This window comes from Ligilactobacillus murinus DSM 20452 = NBRC 14221 (assembly GCF_001591685.1).
Taxonomy (GTDB): domain Bacteria; phylum Bacillota; class Bacilli; order Lactobacillales; family Lactobacillaceae; genus Ligilactobacillus; species Ligilactobacillus murinus.
In genome coordinates this window covers 113277-130242 of the sequence record NZ_BCVJ01000001.1, presented here as the reverse complement: position 1 = coordinate 130242, position 16966 = coordinate 113277, and the positions used below count along the sequence as shown (strand labels likewise).

The 16966-nt window shown below is 41.2% G+C and carries 18 protein-coding genes; 14 read left to right on the top strand and 4 right to left on the bottom strand.

Going from position 1 to position 16966, the window contains the following annotated elements; all coding sequences use genetic code 11:
- Nucleotides 1-29 precede the first annotated feature (29 nt).
- From LMU01S_RS00640 to recD2, 9 genes are all read left to right on the top strand, one after another.
- Entirely contained in the window at nucleotides 30-572 is a 543-nt protein-coding gene (locus tag LMU01S_RS00640) for an NUDIX hydrolase (protein WP_056959373.1), read from the top strand.
- A gap of 10 nt (nucleotides 573-582) precedes the next feature.
- On the top strand, nucleotides 583-807 hold the full coding sequence (locus tag LMU01S_RS00635) for a hypothetical protein (protein ID WP_004048960.1): 225 nt from the start codon (nucleotides 583-585) through the stop codon (nucleotides 805-807).
- Between the two features lie 20 nt (nucleotides 808-827).
- Nucleotides 828-1514, top strand: coding sequence for a 5'-methylthioadenosine/adenosylhomocysteine nucleosidase (locus tag LMU01S_RS00630; RefSeq protein ID WP_056959375.1), 687 nt, complete (start codon nucleotides 828-830; stop codon nucleotides 1512-1514).
- Between the two features lie 12 nt (nucleotides 1515-1526).
- Nucleotides 1527-2675, top strand: a complete 1149-nt coding sequence (locus tag LMU01S_RS00625) for a cysteine desulfurase family protein (RefSeq protein WP_056959377.1) — start codon at nucleotides 1527-1529, stop codon at nucleotides 2673-2675.
- 17 nt (nucleotides 2676-2692) lie between these two features.
- Nucleotides 2693-3031 (top strand): DUF1831 domain-containing protein, encoded by a 339-nt coding sequence (locus LMU01S_RS00620; RefSeq protein WP_004048957.1) that lies wholly within the window; start codon nucleotides 2693-2695, stop codon nucleotides 3029-3031.
- A 114-nt stretch (nucleotides 3032-3145) separates the two neighbouring features.
- Nucleotides 3146-4288: a tRNA 2-thiouridine(34) synthase MnmA gene (mnmA, locus tag LMU01S_RS00615; protein ID WP_156470361.1), complete on the top strand. Its 1143-nt coding sequence runs from the start codon at nucleotides 3146-3148 to the stop codon at nucleotides 4286-4288.
- A 94-nt stretch (nucleotides 4289-4382) separates the two neighbouring features.
- A complete protein-coding gene (locus LMU01S_RS00610; RefSeq protein WP_056959381.1) occupies nucleotides 4383-5036 on the top strand; it encodes a histidine phosphatase family protein in 654 nt (217 codons plus the stop codon).
- Nucleotides 5037-5048: 12 nt separating this feature from the next.
- Nucleotides 5049-5708, top strand: coding sequence for a tetratricopeptide repeat protein (locus LMU01S_RS00605; protein WP_056959383.1), 660 nt, complete (start codon nucleotides 5049-5051; stop codon nucleotides 5706-5708).
- Between the two features lie 11 nt (nucleotides 5709-5719).
- The gene (recD2, locus tag LMU01S_RS00600) at nucleotides 5720-8110 is read left to right on the top strand and encodes an SF1B family DNA helicase RecD2 (protein ID WP_056959385.1); all 2391 of its coding nucleotides are present in this window, start codon (nucleotides 5720-5722) and stop codon (nucleotides 8108-8110) included.
- A gap of 97 nt (nucleotides 8111-8207) precedes the next feature.
- On the opposite strand, the gene LMU01S_RS00595 is transcribed toward recD2, so the two are convergent.
- From LMU01S_RS00595 to LMU01S_RS00585, 3 genes are all read right to left on the bottom strand, one after another.
- Entirely contained in the window at nucleotides 8208-9194 is a 987-nt protein-coding gene (locus tag LMU01S_RS00595; RefSeq protein ID WP_082613086.1) for a diacylglycerol/lipid kinase family protein, read from the bottom strand.
- A 210-nt stretch (nucleotides 9195-9404) separates the two neighbouring features.
- Nucleotides 9405-11081, bottom strand: a complete 1677-nt coding sequence (gene rnjA / locus LMU01S_RS00590; RefSeq protein WP_056959389.1) for a ribonuclease J1 — start codon at nucleotides 11079-11081, stop codon at nucleotides 9405-9407.
- Between the two features lie 3 nt (nucleotides 11082-11084).
- A complete protein-coding gene (locus tag LMU01S_RS00585) occupies nucleotides 11085-11297 on the bottom strand; it encodes a DNA-directed RNA polymerase subunit epsilon (RefSeq protein WP_010688769.1) in 213 nt (70 codons plus the stop codon).
- A gap of 284 nt (nucleotides 11298-11581) precedes the next feature.
- On the opposite strand from LMU01S_RS00585, the gene LMU01S_RS00580 reads away from it, so the two are divergent.
- Nucleotides 11582-12052 (top strand): hypothetical protein, encoded by a 471-nt coding sequence (locus tag LMU01S_RS00580; protein WP_056959391.1) that lies wholly within the window; start codon nucleotides 11582-11584, stop codon nucleotides 12050-12052.
- A gap of 73 nt (nucleotides 12053-12125) precedes the next feature.
- Here LMU01S_RS00580 and def read toward each other — a convergent pair whose 3' ends face one another.
- Complete coding sequence (gene def / locus LMU01S_RS00575) at nucleotides 12126-12680, bottom strand: peptide deformylase (protein WP_039936111.1); 555 nt, start codon at nucleotides 12678-12680, stop codon at nucleotides 12126-12128.
- Nucleotides 12681-12957: 277 nt separating this feature from the next.
- Here def and LMU01S_RS00570 point away from each other — a divergent pair, with 277 nt between their 5' ends.
- The 4 genes from LMU01S_RS00570 to typA all read left to right on the top strand — a co-directional run bounded on the left by LMU01S_RS00570 (nucleotide 12958) and on the right by typA (nucleotide 16948).
- Entirely contained in the window at nucleotides 12958-13860 is a 903-nt protein-coding gene (locus tag LMU01S_RS00570; protein ID WP_225354572.1) for a Rossmann-fold NAD(P)-binding domain-containing protein, read from the top strand.
- Between the two features lie 18 nt (nucleotides 13861-13878).
- A complete protein-coding gene (locus LMU01S_RS00565; protein ID WP_004048936.1) occupies nucleotides 13879-14169 on the top strand; it encodes a UPF0223 family protein in 291 nt (96 codons plus the stop codon).
- Nucleotides 14169-14954, top strand: coding sequence for an inositol monophosphatase family protein (locus LMU01S_RS00560; protein WP_056959393.1), 786 nt, complete (start codon nucleotides 14169-14171; stop codon nucleotides 14952-14954). The genes LMU01S_RS00565 and LMU01S_RS00560 overlap by 1 nt, the downstream gene beginning before the upstream one ends.
- Nucleotides 14955-15106: 152 nt before the next feature.
- Nucleotides 15107-16948, top strand: a complete 1842-nt coding sequence (gene typA / locus LMU01S_RS00555; RefSeq protein WP_056959395.1) for a translational GTPase TypA — start codon at nucleotides 15107-15109, stop codon at nucleotides 16946-16948.
- Nucleotides 16949-16966: the final 18 nt, after the last annotated feature.

The following is a 16966-nucleotide window of genomic DNA, read 5'->3' as shown; positions in this document are numbered from 1 at the left end:
TTGCTATAATGACAAGTGAGGTGAACGAAATGGATTTTGAAGAAAAAGTTACAAATGTTGAACATTTATTTGACGGTAAAGTGATCGATCTTGATCGTGAAACAGTGATGCTTCCAAATGGAAAGAAAGCTTTGCGTGAGATCGTACGCCATCATGGGGCTGTTGGTGTGATCGCGATCACACCACAAGATAAAATGGTCTTTATCAAGCAATGGCGCTCACCTTTAGGGCAAGTGACCTTAGAGATCCCCGCAGGAAAGATCGAGCCCGATGAACAAAATTCGCCTTTAGAAACTGCGACACGTGAGTTAAATGAAGAAGCACGTTACATGGCGAAAAATTTAGAATTAGTGATGCCTTTTTATACATCACCTGGTTTTGCCGATGAAAAGATCTATTTATATCATGCAAGTGGTTTAAGTCCAGTAACGACTGAATTGCCACAAGATGAAGATGAATTTTTAGAAAAGGTCGAATTGACTTTACCTGAAGCTTTAAAAGCCATGCAAGAAGGTTTGATCTGTGATAGTAAAACGATCATGGCCGTAATGTTTTGGCAATTGATGAATTAGGTAACTGCCAATGACAGAAAACAATCTAGAAGAAAAGCCATTGCGTCGTAGTAAAAAAACGGTCGAAACTGCAGAAGACACCGGTTTTAGCCGGACTAAGACGCGTCAAAAACAAAAATTAGAAAGCCAAGCAGAAAAGACAAAGCAGTTAGCAAGAAAACTAAATTATGCTATTATCGGTCTGATCGTTGCGATCATTTTAGTTTTTCTTTTTATGCGTTTTGTCAATTTCTAAGTTAGAAAGGTCGTTTATTGATGAAGTATGGAATTATTTGTGCGATGGAAGAAGAGATCAAGGAATTGCGGGCTCAGTTGACCCACAGTACTGAAAAAACATTAGGTGGGATCGCTTTTTATGCAGGCCAGCTCAACGGACATGATGTTGTTTTAGTTCGTTCAGGGATCGGGAAAGTCCAAGCTGGTGTGACGACAGCCTTATTGATCGTTGAATTTGGAGTCGATCACTTGATCAACTCAGGTTCAGCTGGTGGGATCGGTGAAGGCCTTCATGTTGGTGATGTGGTCTTTTCAACTGGAGCAGCTTATCATGATGCTGATGCAACAGCATTTGGCTACCTACCAGGACAGTTACCACAGCAACCGCAGATCTACCCAGCTGATGAAGAGTTATTGCATGCTTTAGAAAAAGCAGCTAAAAAAGCTGATCTGGCAACTAAGACTGGTTTGATCGTCACGGGTGATCAATTTGTGGCTTCAAATGATAAGATCCAAGCGATCAAAGAGATCTATCCTAAGGCTCTTTGCTGTGAAATGGAGGGGGCTGCGATCGCACAAGTAGCTTATCAATTTAAGGTGCCATTTGTTATCGTACGTGCAATGTCAGATGTTGGGGATGAAGATGCGGGCCAAACATTTGACGAATTTATCATTGATGCTGGCAAGCGTTCAGCTAAGATGATCTTAAATTTGATGCAAGATTAGTGAGGAATAAACGTGAATAATATTTATTTGGATAATGCTGGAACGACCCCGATGGATCCAGCGGTTATCGAAACGATGACGGAAATGATGCAAAACGTTTTTGGTAATGCCTCGGCGACTAATTCTTTTGGTCGCAAAGCGCATAGCATTTTAGAACAAAGTCGTCAAAAAATAGCGGCTTCGATCAATGCTAAAGATCCTAATGAGATCATTTTTACGAGCGGGGGGACAGAAAGCGATAATACTGCGATCATTCAAACTGCTTTGAAGCGAAGAGATGAGGGGCGGCATTTGATCACGACTATGATCGAGCACGAAGCTGTTTTAAAACCAATGGCTTATTTGGAAGAAAATGGCTATGAGGTGACTTATTTACCAGTTGATGAAAATGGTGTGATCTCATTAGATGAGCTAAAACAAGCTTTACGGCCAGATACGATCTTAGTTTCGATCATGACAGGCAACAATGAAGTTGGTAGCCATATGCCGATAACTGAGATCGGAGCTATTGTGGCTAAAAGCAATGCGTGGTTTCATACAGACGCAGTTCAAGCTTATGGGATCTTAGATATTGATGTCAAACGCGATCAGATCGATCTCATGTCGACTTCGGCTCATAAATTGAATGGGCCAAAACAAATGGGCTTTTTATATGAACGTGAAGGCCTTGATCTAGCGCCACATCTTAGGGGGGGCGATCAAGAAATGAAAAGACGGGCTGGAACTGAAAATATTCCAGCAATCGCCGCTTTTGCAAAAGCGATCGAACTCGAACAAAACGCTCGCGCTGAATTGACAGCACGTTATCAAGGCTTTAAGCGTCAATTGGTGGATAAGCTAGTTGAAAATGGCGTGGTCGTTAAGGTAAATGGTAAAATGGGAGCAGATGAACTCCCACAGATCATCAATCTGTGGTTTGAGGGCTGTCCAAGTGATGCGATGTTGACTAATTTAGATTTGGCAGGGATCGCAGCTGCCGCTGGTTCCGCCTGTACTGCTGGTTCTTTAGAACCCTCGCATGTTTTAGCAGCAATGTATGGTAAAGATCAGGCACGGGTCAGTCAATCACTGCGATTTAGCTTTGGCAGATATAATACGGCTGCTGAGATCGATGAATTGGTCGCTCAATTGACTAAGATCAGTCAACGTATCAAAAAATAAGTTAGAGGTGTGTAATTATGGCATATGCTACAACAGCTAAAATTTTAGGTGATACGACCACATATCAACTATCACCAAATGTTAAGAAGTATTCTTTACGTGATACGGGCTTCATTGAGACTAAAGGTGGTAAATTTCAACTAGAACGTTCGCTAGATCCAGCGTCACCATTTAAGGGCTTTAAGCTAAAGATCGTCGTTTCTGCTGACTTAAAGAGTTTCAAAATGGTGACGACAACAGCTAATGGTTTAAAAGAAGTCAATATCTTCAAAGGAAAAGATACAGCTACTAACCAAGAACAGTTGGAATATATCTTGGCTGATCTCGTAGCGCGAAATGTTATCGAAAAAGCATAAAAATTTAATATAAAAAAGTAAGCAAACCTTGTCAAAGTTGGGAATAATCGTTATAATGGTAGCTACTGAATAAAACGACCTTCAAATCGTCTGGATTCAGAATCTAATGAAATGATGGTGAGTTCTTACATGCAAGATAATAGTAAGACAAGAGTTGTTGTGGGCATGAGTGGTGGCGTTGACTCGTCAGTTGTGGCTTATTTGCTCAAGCAACAAGGTTATGATGTTATCGGAGTTTTCATGAAAAACTGGGATGATAAAAATGATAGCGGAGTTTGTACCGCTACCGAAGACTACCAAGATGTAGCTAAAGTAGCCGACCAGATCGGGATCCCGTATTATTCGGTCAACTTTGAAAAAGAATATTGGGATGGTGTTTTCACATACTTCTTAGATGAATACAAGAAGGGACGCACACCTAATCCTGATGTGATGTGTAACAAAGAGGTCAAGTTCAAGGCTTTCTTGGATTATGCAATGCAATTAGATGCCGATTACATCGCTATGGGACACTATGCACAGTTGTCACGTGATGAAGATGGTACGGTACACTTATTGCGTGGGGCTGATGAAAATAAGGATCAGACTTATTTCTTGAGTCAATTGACCCAAAAAAATCTGCAAAAAGCGATGTTTCCGATCGGTGGCATGGATAAGTCAGAAGTGCGTAAGATCGCAGAAGAAGCTGGTCTAGCAACTGCTAAGAAGAAAGATTCGACCGGTGTTTGTTTTATCGGTGAACGTGATTTTAACAAGTTTTTAAGTGAATTTTTACCAGCTAAGCCAGGTTTGATGAAGACTTTAGATGGCGAAGTAAAAGGTGAACACTTTGGCTTGATGAACTACACGATCGGTCAACGCCGTGGTCTAGGGATCGGTGGCGATGCTAAGAGTAATGAACCTTGGTTTGTTGTAGGTAAAGATCTAGCCACTAATACATTGTTAGTTGGACAAGGTTATCACAATGAATACCTATATGCAACAAGCTTAAAAGCGAGTGAATTGAGCTTTGTTGCGCCGATCGAGGAGCGTGGCAATGAATTCCATTGTACTGCGAAGTTTCGTTATCGCCAAAAAGATTCGGGCGTGACAGTTCGTTTTAACGATGAACGAACAGAGGTAGAAGTTATCTTTGATGAACCCGTTAGAGCGATCACACCAGGTCAAGAAGTCGTCTTTTATGATGGCGCTGAATGTCTAGGTAGTGGAACGATCGATCACGCTTATCAAAACGGCAAACAATTGCAATATGTTTAGATATTTTAGGGACTGTAGCTTAAGGCTATGGTCCTTTTTTCTTTAGGCTAGGTATGCTAAAATTTAGACAATAGACATGGAAGAGGGATGGATTTTGACAAAGTTGTTTTTTGTACGCCATGGAAAAACCAAATGGAATTTAGAAGGGCGTTATCAAGGGGCACGTGGTGATTCACCACTATTACCCGAGAGTTATCGCGAGATCGAAGAATTAGCGACCTATTTAAATAATTTTAAATTTGCTAAGGTCTATTGTAGTCCGATCCGACGGGCTAAAGTGACCGCACAAAAGCTAGTCGCTAATTTAGAACGACCGGTCAATTTAGAGGCTGATGTAGCTTTCCAAGAATTTAACTTAGGAAAAATGGAGGGGATGAAATTTACCGAGGTCGCAGAAAAATATCCGGCTGAACTCGACGGTTTTCGGCATCACCCTGACAAATACGATCCAAGTAAGATCGAGGGTGAAAGCTTTGAAGAGTTATTTGAAAGAATGACACCAAAGATCAAGGCGATCTGTGAACGTTATCCTAAAGACAATGTGATCATTGTCAGTCATGGAGCAGCTTTGTGTGCTGAGATCAGACATTTACTCGGTGTTCCTTTAGCCCAAATTCGCGCTAAAGGTGGCTTGGCTAACACAAGCACCACGATCTTAGAGACTAAAGATGGTAAAAACTTTAAGTGTCTAGCTTGGAATAAGACGGATTATCTAAAAAAGAAACTTGATCCGACTGATATTGTATAAGAAGGTGTAATGATGAAACGGGCTAAACGAGATGAAAAGATGCAACAAGTCATCCAAAAATTGATCGCTAAGATCGATGCTGATCCATACGATCAAGAGAGCTATTACGCTTTAGGAACAGCGTTAACTGAAGAAAAGAGCTTTACCCAAGCGGAAGAACTTTTTAAAAAAGCACTCAATGCTTTGAGTGATCGGGCAGAAAAAACAGAATTATTGCATTATGGGCTAGGTAATGTCTACTATGCAAGTGAACTTTATGATGAGGCGATCGCACAGTTCAATTTGGTCCAAGATGGGAAATTACAAGCTCAAGCCTATACGATGTTGGCCCAATCATATTATGCAAAGGCCAACTATCAAAAAGCTTTAGTTTTTGCTTTGACGGCAAGTGAGAAGCTAAGATCAGTTACAACTTTAAGTTTGATGGGCGATTGCTTTTTAGCCTTGGGAAATTTTGGCCCAGCCAAGGATTATTATCAACAGGCCTTGCAATTAGAACCAAATGACGCGCGGATCAATTTTCAATTGGGTGTGATCGCAGTCGTTAACGGTGCCGATCCAACAGCGTATTTTGAGCGTGCCAAGCAAAGTGACCCTAAGCTCTATCAAACGCTAAAGACACGTCTAAATGATGTGGAACAGACGATGCAGGCAACAACAAAGAAAAAATAAGGCGGTAGATGATGCAACAAGAGACACTGACACTATTTGATGAGGATAAAAATGAAGGTTATTTAGTCGCTGAAGTTCTAAATATCTTTTTTGAAGCACCAGCAAGTTTGTATAAAGTAGCACTTGTGGGCATCACCGAGACCGATCTTGATCTAGACAGTGAAGTGACGATCACAGGAAATTTTCCCGAGCTCATCGAGGGAACGAGTTACTATTTTAAGGGAAAGATCACGGAACATCCTAAATATGGGCGCCAAGTTCAAGTGCTCAGTTATAAGCCAGAGATCTTGTCCTCAAAAGATGGTGTGATCGCATATTTAGCTGGTGATCATTTTGAAGGGATCGGTAAGAAGACAGCTGAAAAAATCGTTTCTCAGTTGGGAGAAAATGCCGTAGATAAGCTTTTAAATGATCCTAAAGTTGCTGATGAACTGGGTTTGAGTGCTAAGCAAAAAGAGAATTTATTAGCTGGGATCACGGCTGATAATGGAGCAGAACACACTTTGATCGGTTTGAGCACCTTAGGTTTTTCCGAGAAAATGGCCGGTAAACTATTTGAAAAATATCGTGAAAAGACTTTAGATGTCATCCATGAAAATCCATATCAGCTAGTTTATGACATTGAAGGTTTCGGGTTTGATCGTGCTGATCAATTGGCATTAAAACTAGGCGTGGCCGCAACAGCTGAAGTTCGCTTAGCGGCTGCGATCTTTGCAAGTATGGCACAATTGAGCCTATTTTTGGGTAATACCTATACGGATGGCGCCACATTATTAAAAGAAGCTTTACGTTTATTGGAGAGTCGCCCTGAGCCGATCGAACCTGAATTATTAGCTGATCAGTTATTGAAAATGGGTGAAAAAGGCCAAGTGATCTCAGATGATGGTCGAATCTATTTACGACGCTACTATGAAGCTGAATATGCGATCGCCGAAGAACTCAAGCGTTTGGCGACTAAAGTAAGTGATCAAGAGGTAAATGATGCTCAGATCGATGACTTTATCCAAGCGATCCAAAAAGATCTCCAGATAACGTATGGTCCTGATCAAAAAGCAGCGATCAAAGCGGCTGTTAAAGCACCAGTTTTCTTACTGACGGGGGGACCTGGTACGGGGAAAACAACGATCATTATGGGGATCGTGCGGACGTTTGCTGCGCTACATGAGCTTGATCTATCCGATACGAGTCAAACGCCGATCCTCTTAGCGGCACCTACCGGAAGAGCCGCTAAGAAGATGAGTGAGGCTACCGGACTACCAGCTTCAACGATCCATCGACTACTGGGATTGAATGGCAGAGAAGATGAATTACCGGAAGAGACAAAAGCGCTAGAAGGTAAATTATTGATCGTTGATGAAACTTCGATGGTCGATACTGTCTTGTTACAGTTATTATTAGAAAGTATTCCCGAACAAATGCAAGTAATCTTTGTCGGTGACCGCAACCAGTTACCTTCAGTGGGACCAGGACAGGTCTTTTCTGATCTGTTAGCTAGTGAAACTTTACCACAAAAAGAACTCGCTAAGATCTATCGGCAAGGTGATGGCTCAACGATCATCCAATTGGCACATGCAGTCAAGGATGGGCTCGTCCCTCCTGATCTAATGCAAAAGACCAATGATCGTTCGTTTATTCCTTGTCATGCTGATCAAGTGAGTTCAGTGGTCGAACAAGTTGTTGCTGCGGCTTTAGCTAAGCAAAATAAGGTCGATGATGTTCAGATCTTAGCGCCTATGTATCGTGGAGCGGCCGGGATCACGAGCTTGAACCAAACGCTACAGGCACTCTTGAATCCTAAAAAACCACAACAAAAAGAAGTCAAGTTTGGAAATAACGTATTTCGGATCGGTGATCGTGTGTTACATTTAGTCAACGACCCAGAAAATAATATTTTTAACGGTGATATCGGGAAGATAGTCGGGATCGAGTTAAAAAAAGATCACCCCAAAGACGACAAGGTGATCATCGCATTTGATGGTCAAGAAGTCGAGTTTGGCCGAAAAGATCTCGTCAACTTGACACTAGCTTATTGTATGTCGATCCATAAGTCACAAGGCAGTGAATTTCCGATCGTGATCTTGCCCATGGTCCAACAGTATTCACGGATGTTTGCGCGAAATTTGCTCTATACAGCTTTAACACGGGCTAAGGAGAAACTCATCTTATTGGGTGAACCAGAAGCTTATGCCAAATGTATCCAGACCTTAGCTTTAAACCGTAAAACTACTCTTACGATGCGTTTGTGGGAAGTTTTGGGTAAACCTAAGGATTCAAGCGTTAAAGAAGCTACTAAAGTAGAAAGCACGCCAAAATTTATCTTAACCCCAGCTTTGGTCAAAAAGGGTGAGATCGACCCGATGATCGGAATGGATAATTTGACACCGGCAGATTTTATGCGTTGACACTAATACGGTTATATGTAAGACGAGGGTCCTACCGCGATGCAAACCGCATCCTAGTAGGACCCTCGTTATTAGTTATATTTAAAGTCAGATGCTTTTACACACGTTTAGTAACAGGGACGCCTTGGATATTGATCCAGAAAGGGTATTTGATCGTCCCAAAAAAGATATCATAGTATTTACTTCCGGCTTCTTCACCATCGATCTGGCCGTATTCTAAAGAATTGATGATCAAATGGATATTTTTATCTTTGTAGTGATGAATATAGGGGAGTTTAAGTTGCTTTTTGAAATAGATCGCGATACTCAGTGCTAAAAATTTAAAAAAGCCTAAATTATCAGCAATGATCAAGTCAAGCTGATGATCATTGATATCGGCTTTTGGCGACAAGATGATCCCATTTTCAAAATAAGGATGGTTGGCGATATTGACCAAGCGAGCATGTTTGAAGAACTCATATTTATCACCGATCCTCAAAGTTACTGCAAAGGCTTCTTGATTTAGAAAAGCAGTAAAGACATTGATGAGATATGCCAAAAAGTTCAAGTGAAGTTTCAGCAAGAACTTACGCAAACGCATATGTTTATGCACGTTAGCATTTAGGCTGATCGTATAAGCATCAAGCCCGATCCCAAAATCATTTAAAAAGTATCCTTGTTCGTTATGTGTCGTTTCTTGATATTCCCCAACATTATAATAGGTCGGTTCAGTTGCGGCTAAGATCTGATCTAGCGCAACCAAAGGATCTGAAGCGATCCCGATCCCTTTAGCAAAACCATTATTATGGCCGACAGGGATGAACGCAAGTGGGACTTCCAAAGGAGCTTCATGTTTGAGCGCATTGAGCGTCTCATTTAAAGTTCCGTCTCCACCTACGACTAAAACGACTTGATCTTTGATATTTTCTGCTTTTTGCTTGCCAAAATTTAAATGGATCAACTGTTTAGCATGGCCAACACGGGTCGTTTGATGAGCTTCATATTTAACTTGACGAGTAAGCAAAATCTGTTCAACTTGCTCCCAAATATTAGCAGCTTGACCATGATCAGCATTTGGATTAACAATAATAAAGAAAGTTTTCAAAACGAGCGGTGATATAAAATATGGACGTTATTGGAAACAACGAGAAAGATCATATATATCCTTTCCTTTATTTTCGAACTAAGCAAAGCCTGATCCATATTAACTTTCTTCAGGCATTAGTAGCTACTAAACAATTATAGCTAATATTTTAGCAAGCGACAAGCACAAAAAAACAAGCCAAAATCTACTCTTGGCTTGTTTTTTTAGCATTTAAACTGTAACAAACATTGGTAAGATCATTGGATGACGCTCAGTTTGTTCGAAAAGGAACGTTTGGAGCTCAGCAATAATATTTTCACGCAACATTGCTTCAGTAACTTTTTCATTTTTCAAAGTTTGTCTGATCGTCCGATAAACGCGTTTACGTCCCTGTTTGATCAATTCACCAGATTCACGCATATAGATGAAACCACGTGATAGTAGATCAGGACCAGCTAAGATCTCACGCTTTTGCATATCGATCGTAGCGACTACAACGACAAGGCCTTCTTCTGAGAGGATCCGGCGATCGCGCAAGACGATATTACCGATATCACCGATCCCGGAACCATCGACATAGACATCTTCAGCGTTGAAATGCCCAGCATAACGGGCGGAATCTTTAGTCAAGGCCAAGACATCACCGTTTTCCAAGATAAAGGAGTTTTCGGTAGGGACATCACATTTTTCGGCCAATTCAGTATGGATCTTCAACATCCGATACTCACCGTGGACAGGCATGAAGAATTTAGGCTTCATCAAACGAAGCATCAATTTTTGCTCTTCTTGACCACCGTGTCCAGAAGCATGGATATTATTGACCTTACCATGGATGACCGTTGCACCAGCTTCTTCAAGTTCGTTGATGACTTTGTTGACACTCAAAGTGTTACCTGGGATCGGCGAACTTGAAAAGACGACTGTATCGCCTGGTTGGATCGCTACTTGACGGTGAGTCCCATTAGCGATCCGACTTAAAGCAGCCATAGGTTCACCTTGCGAACCGGTACATAAGATCATAACTTTATTAGCAGGTAAACTATTGATCTCGCGTGCATCAACGATCGCATCATCAGGGATATCAAGATAACCTAATTTCCGTCCGTTTACGATAGCTGCTTCCATACTACGACCAAAGACCGCGATCTTACGTCCTTTAGCGATCGCAGCAGCAGCAGCTTGTTGGATACGTGAGATGTTTGAAGCAAAGGTCGCAAAGATGATCCGACCTTCGACTTGTTCGAAGATACGTTTGATCGATTTGCCGACCCAACGTTCAGATTTAGTGAAGTTAGGGACTTCTGCATTAGTACTATCGGATAGTAAGCACAAAACCCCTTCTTCACCCAAGCGCGCCATCTTTTGAAGATTAGGCGCTTGGTTTGTGATCGGAGTTAGATCAAATTTATAGTCACCGGTGCAGACAATGGTACCAGAAGGGGTCTTGATCGCAACACCTAGGGTATCAGGGATCGAGTGTGTAGTTCTAAAGAAGGACACGCTCGTCTTTCTGAAACGTAGGACCGTATCTTCATTGATCTCATGCAATTCAGTTGAGTTCAATAGGCCATGCTCTTCTAGTTTGCTCTTGATCAAGGCAAGGGCTAATGGACCAGCATAGATCGGAACATTTACCTGTTTCAAAAGATAAGGGATGCCACCGATATGGTCCTCGTGACCGTGTGTAATGACTAAAGCTTTGATTTTTTGCTGATTTGCGACGAGATATTGATAGTCAGGGATGACGTAATCGATCCCTAAAAGGTCATCTTCAGGGAATTTGATGCCGGCATCGACGACGATGATCTCGTCTTGAAATTGGATACCATAAGTATTTTTTCCAATTTCTCCCAGACCACCGAGTGCAAAAACGGCAGTCTCGTTATTTTTAACATTTAGTTTTTTCATCTTTTAAAACTCCGTAAGTTTAAAAGCTGGACTTTCCTTTTCGTATTCTAAAGCTGCGTCGCTCAATTCTTCGATAAATTCAACATTGTATTCGGTATTTGATTCTACTAAAACGCGTGCTTCTGGTTCTGAGTCAGCTTCTAAATATAAAGATTCCGTGTTTTCACGGCGAGGATTGATTTTTTTCGTTGGTTGATAATATACTTTAAAGATCATTAATGATTCTCCTTTTATGAAATTAATTATAGTTATTTGCACTTAGATAAAAGTTCAAATCAGCAAAAATAAACTTCCGAACAGGGATTGTTTACACAATAATTAAACCTATTTTACCATAGTTTACAAACTAAGTATATAAAGTTGATCAAACGTGTCAGATAAAAGACTAGACAAAGTTACGGTCAAGATAAAGGCTAAGATACTTTTAAGTTTAGGCCCCAAATGATGCTAGCTTGGTTAAATTTAGTATATAATCAAAGAGTAAACAAGTAGGTGAAGTTATGGAATTTTTATATCTGATCATTGGAGTGGTCATTATCGGAACCTTAGCCCTTATTTTTCAGCGATATCGCCGAAAGAAAGCTTTAAAATTGATCCAGCTCGACAGTCAAAAATTGACGGATGCGGCAATGGAGGAAAGTTTAATAAATTTAAAGCTGTTAAATGAAAGTTTAGCGGATTCAGTCTTGATCTCAGATGTTTGGGGCAAGGGGGTCATGGCCTTTGAGTATCAGCTTGAAGTTAAAAATTTAACTAAGGCTGATCTAAATGGTCTAAAAAACCGGCTTGAACAGCAGCTGGCAGTGCAAGCCAAAGCCCAAGGGATCAAAGGTTACCAACAAAATAGGGCTTTTGTGGTCTCCGATATTTGGGTAAAAGATGATATCTTGCACATCGACGTTTCCTATCTAGTCAATAAGGCGACCGTAGAATATGTCAATGATATGAATACGTTAGAACAAAATAACTAAAAAGACTATAAATGACAAGGAACCCCAACATGAGGTAAAAACATGTTGAGGTTCCTTGTCATTTGCAGTCTTTTTAAAGTAAGATCAAGTCTTCAGAGGCAGCAAATGGATTTTCTTTATTGATATGATCAAAGAACAAGACACCATTCAAGTGGTCGATCTCGTGTTGAACTACGATCGCAACATAGTCTCGTAAGCGTTCAACGTGCTCGTTGCCATCTAGATCATACCAGCGTAATTTGAGCCGAGCATGGCGGGGAACATAGCCGGGGATCTCACGGTCAACAGAAAGGCAACCTTCACCTTCTGCTAGAGCAGCCATTTGAACTGATTCGCTCAAGATCGTTGGGTTGATCAAGATGTGCTTAAAAAGTGGTTCTTGCCCTTCTTCGCCAGGAACTAGGACTGCGGTCATCCGTTTAGAGATATCGATCTGAGGTGCTGCTAATCCAACACCAGCGCGGAGACCGTACTTTTCTGCGATCTCAGGGTCTTGGCTGTTTTCTAAAAATTCCATCATTTTTTGAGCAGTTTGCTTTTCTTCAGCGGTCAATGGAAATGTAAATTTCTCTGCTCGTGCCCGCAAAGTTGGATGCCCTTCGCGGATAATATCATGCATAGTGATCAAAAATAATCATCCCTTCATTTATTGTCTACCTTGATTTTAGCACATCTTAGAAAAAAGTTTTCAGCTTTTTAGCGTAACGTTTTTATGACAAAGCCATGGTAGCTGTTACATTATTGTTAAATAAGGCCAGAAATTATTGTGCTATAATTAAAGAGAATTTTAAATGTTTACGAAAGTACGTTTGCGTTTTGACGTTAAAAGAGATATACTTTTACTTTTGTATCGTGGCGGTCCAAAAGAGATCGCATTTCGGTAAGATGAAAAGTGGGGGATTCAAATGGATAATAATATAATGATTTGTGGGGAAAACCCTGAACTGCAGTTATTTTTACAGACATGTATCTTACACGATGAACATTTAAAATGTTTTTGGTTCCAGATCAATGAAACACCGACTGCACAAGTTGTTTCATTAGTCGAAAGTTCAGCTTTTGCTGATAATTTTGTCTTGGAAGCAACTGCACACCCAAACTGGGCTGAACTACAGCTACTCTTGCTGGGGACCCCACCCAAAGATTATGTTGAAGCTGAGGGGGAAAATGCACAACGTCGCTGGATCCAACTGGTGATCAATCAAGCAATGGCTAATGGTTTTAGGGGTAAGATCTGTGTGGTCTTGCCCCATGATCATCTGTGGGTCTATTCGGCCTTGCGTTTTTCCGGTTTGCCCGCTAATAATGTTTTTGGTTTAGGCACGATGGGGTTTTCTGAAACAGTTGCCCGCTTATTAGGGGAGCGTTTGGATATTGGGAGCGATCCGATCTACGCTAATGTTATCGGAACGCAAGATGAAGCCTTTATCGCTTGGAGTCGCGCACAGATCGCAGGAAATTCGGTGTTAGGGATCGTTGCGCAAGATAATAGTTTATTTGGACAAGCAAATTTAGATGAGATCACTAAAGACTATCAAGCTAAAGCGCTACAAGCAAATAAAGTCGTGACAGTTTTGTGCTTACAGCGGATCTGTCGTGCATTGTTTTTCAATCATCCGATCTTAGTCCCCTTGACCCATGAGATCGAATTTGCTAAGCAAAAGATCGCGATCAGTGAGCCAGTTGTTTTATCAAAGCAAGGAGTAGCTGTTTTAACAAAATTGACGCTCTCAGAAGAGGAAACGACACAATATATGGAAGTAAAGCAAAACGTTTTAGCTGAATTAGAAAATTTACGTAAACAATAGATAAAGGTGAGGTTTAAGATGAAGATCAGTGAAAATTTTGAATACCCACTATTACCTGAGTGGACGACCGCAGAGATCATTACTGCAAGTGAATTTTACGAAGCAGTTGAGAAAGTTTATACTACTGGGATCGAACGCGAAGAGTTTTTAGCTAAGCATAAAAAATTTTTGCAAATGGAGCCAGCGATCATGACTCAAAAACAACTTGATCGAGATTTTGAGCAAGCTTCAGGGCTCAGTATTTATCAAGCAGTTAAACTAGCTAAGGCAACGACTGGAAAACGGGTAAAATTTAATGAAAAGGGTTGATGGTGGTGACTGATTGGCAACAGATAAATGCTAGTGTGCAAACCTGGTTCAAAGAAGTCCGGTGCCAGTTGCTTGCTGGTTGTGAGACAAAACTACAAGTTGCAAAAAAAAGTGGACGCACCGATCTAGTGACTAATATCGATAAGCAAGTTGAAAAATATTTAGTCACGCAGATCAAGCAGACTTTTCCTGGTTCGCGCGTTTTAGGTGAAGAAGGTGATCGTGACCAAGATCTGGCAACCTATCAGGGGTTAGTTTGGATCATTGATCCGTTGGATGGAACTTTGAATTTTGTGAAACAAAAAGACCATTTTGCAAGTATGCTAGCTGTTTATGAAAATGGTCATGAAAAATTGGGCTACATTCTCGATGTGATCAACGACAAACTCTATTGGGGCGGACCAGAAAGTGGCGTTTTTTGTAATACTGCTCGGTTGCCCAAAGTGCCCGATCTTTTTCTTGACCAAGGATTATTAGATGTCAGTGGCCGGATGCTGATTCGGAATTACCGCAATGTTGCGCAAGTTGCCGAAAAGAGTATGGGGGTCCGAGTTTATGGTAGTGCGGGGATCGGTTTTATCCATGTTTTGACTGGTAAAACGGTCGGCTATTGCTCCCATCTTCATCCTTGGGATCATGCGGCTGGAAAGATATTGGCTAAAGCACATGGTTTGAGCGTAAAAAGCATTGACGATAATGAATTAGATGTGCTATCATCAAATGATGTATTAGTAGCGACGAAAAATGCTAAGAACGATATTATCAAGCTGATGCGCAAGCGTTAGTTTGAGACTGTGGCACTAAGTCACAGTTTTTTTATGTGGGTTCTTGAAAATGAGATAATTTTTTTCATAACATTCAAAGTCGATAGGCCGTTAGGGTTATTGAATTGAAGGGGCATTTCTCAAGCAGTAGATTTTGAAAGGAAGAAACAACTTTGAAAACACGTGATGATATTCGTAATGTTGCGATCATTGCCCACGTTGACCATGGTAAGACAACATTAGTTAACGAATTATTAAAACAATCAGATACGCTTGATGAACACACCGACATCGGCGATCGTGCGATGGACTCAAATGATATTGAAAAGGAACGTGGGATCACGATCCTTTCTAAGAACACAGCGGTAAAATATAACGGTAAACAGATCAACATCTTAGATACACCAGGACACGCCGACTTCGGTGGGGAAGTGGAACGTATCATGAAGATGGTCGACGGTGTTTTGCTTATCGTGGATGCGTTTGAAGGAACGATGCCACAAACACGTTTCGTGTTGAAAAAAGCTTTAGAACAACACTTGACACCAGTGGTCGTGATCAATAAGATCGACCGCCCAGGTGCTCGTCCAGAAGAAGTTGTCGATGAAGTATTAGACCTCTTTATCGAACTCGGGGCTGATGAAGAACAGCTTGAATTCCCAGTTATCTACGCATCTGCGATGAACGGGACATCTTCTTTTGATTCTGACCCTGCTAAGCAAGAACACACAATGGATCCGATCTTTAACACGATCTTAGATGCTATCCCAGCTCCTAAAGATAATGCTGAGGAACCATTGCAATTCCAAGTTGCAATGCTTGACTATGATGACTTCGTAGGTCGTATCGGTATCGGTCGCGTCTTCCGTGGCAAGATCAAAGTGGGTGATCAAGTTACAGTTATGAAACTTGATGGTACACAAAAGAACTTCCGTGTAACTAAACTCTTTGGTTTCTTTGGCTTGAAGCGACTTGAGATCCAAGAAGCTAAAGCCGGTGACTTGATCGCTGTTTCAGGGATGGATGATATCTTCGTTGGGGAAACAGTTTGCCCAGCCGATCATCCTGAAGCATTACCATTATTGCGGATCGACCCACCTACATTGCAAATGACCTTTATGACAAATGATTCTCCATTTGTTGGGCGTGACGGTGACAAGGTCACTGCACGTAAATTAGAAGATCGTTTGAAGATGCAATTGCACACGGACGTTTCTTTGAAGGTCGAAGATACTGATTCACCAGATGCTTGGACTGTTTCTGGTCGTGGTGAGTTACACTTATCGATCTTGATCGAAATGTTACGTCGTGAAGGCTTTGAATTGGCGGTATCGCGTCCTAAAGTTATTTACCGTGAGATCGATGGCCAATTATGTGAACCGTTTGAAAGTGTGATCATCGATACACCTGATGAATACTCTGGTTCTGTTATCGACTCAATGGCTCAACGTAAAGGTGAAATGTTGAACATGGAAACTGGTTTGAACGGCCAAACACGTTTGGTATTCTCGACTCCAACACGTGGTTTGATCGGTTATGATTCACAATTCCTTTCCATGACACGTGGTTATGGTATCTTGAACCACACATTTGCTGAATACAAACCAGTTATCCGCAACTGGGAACCTGGTCGTCGTAACGGTGCTTTGGTTTCGATCAACCAAAGTAAAGCAACGACTTATGCGATCATGGGGGTCGAAGGTCGTGGTACGATCTACGTTGATCCAGGTACAGAAGTTTACGAAGGGATGATCGTGGGTCAATCTTCACGTGAACGTGATATCTCAGTTAATATCACTAAGGGTAAGAACATGACTAACGTTCGTTCTTCTAACAAGGACCAAACAGCAACGATCAAGAAACCAACGCATTTGACATTGGAAGAATCGCTTGAATTCTTGAATGAAGATGAATTGTTGGAGATCACGCCAGAAAATATTCGTTTACGCAAACGGATCTTAGAAACAAATGCGCGTGAAAAAGCAGCTAAAAAGGCAGCTAAAGCAACACAATAATAGCTAAACTAAACCACA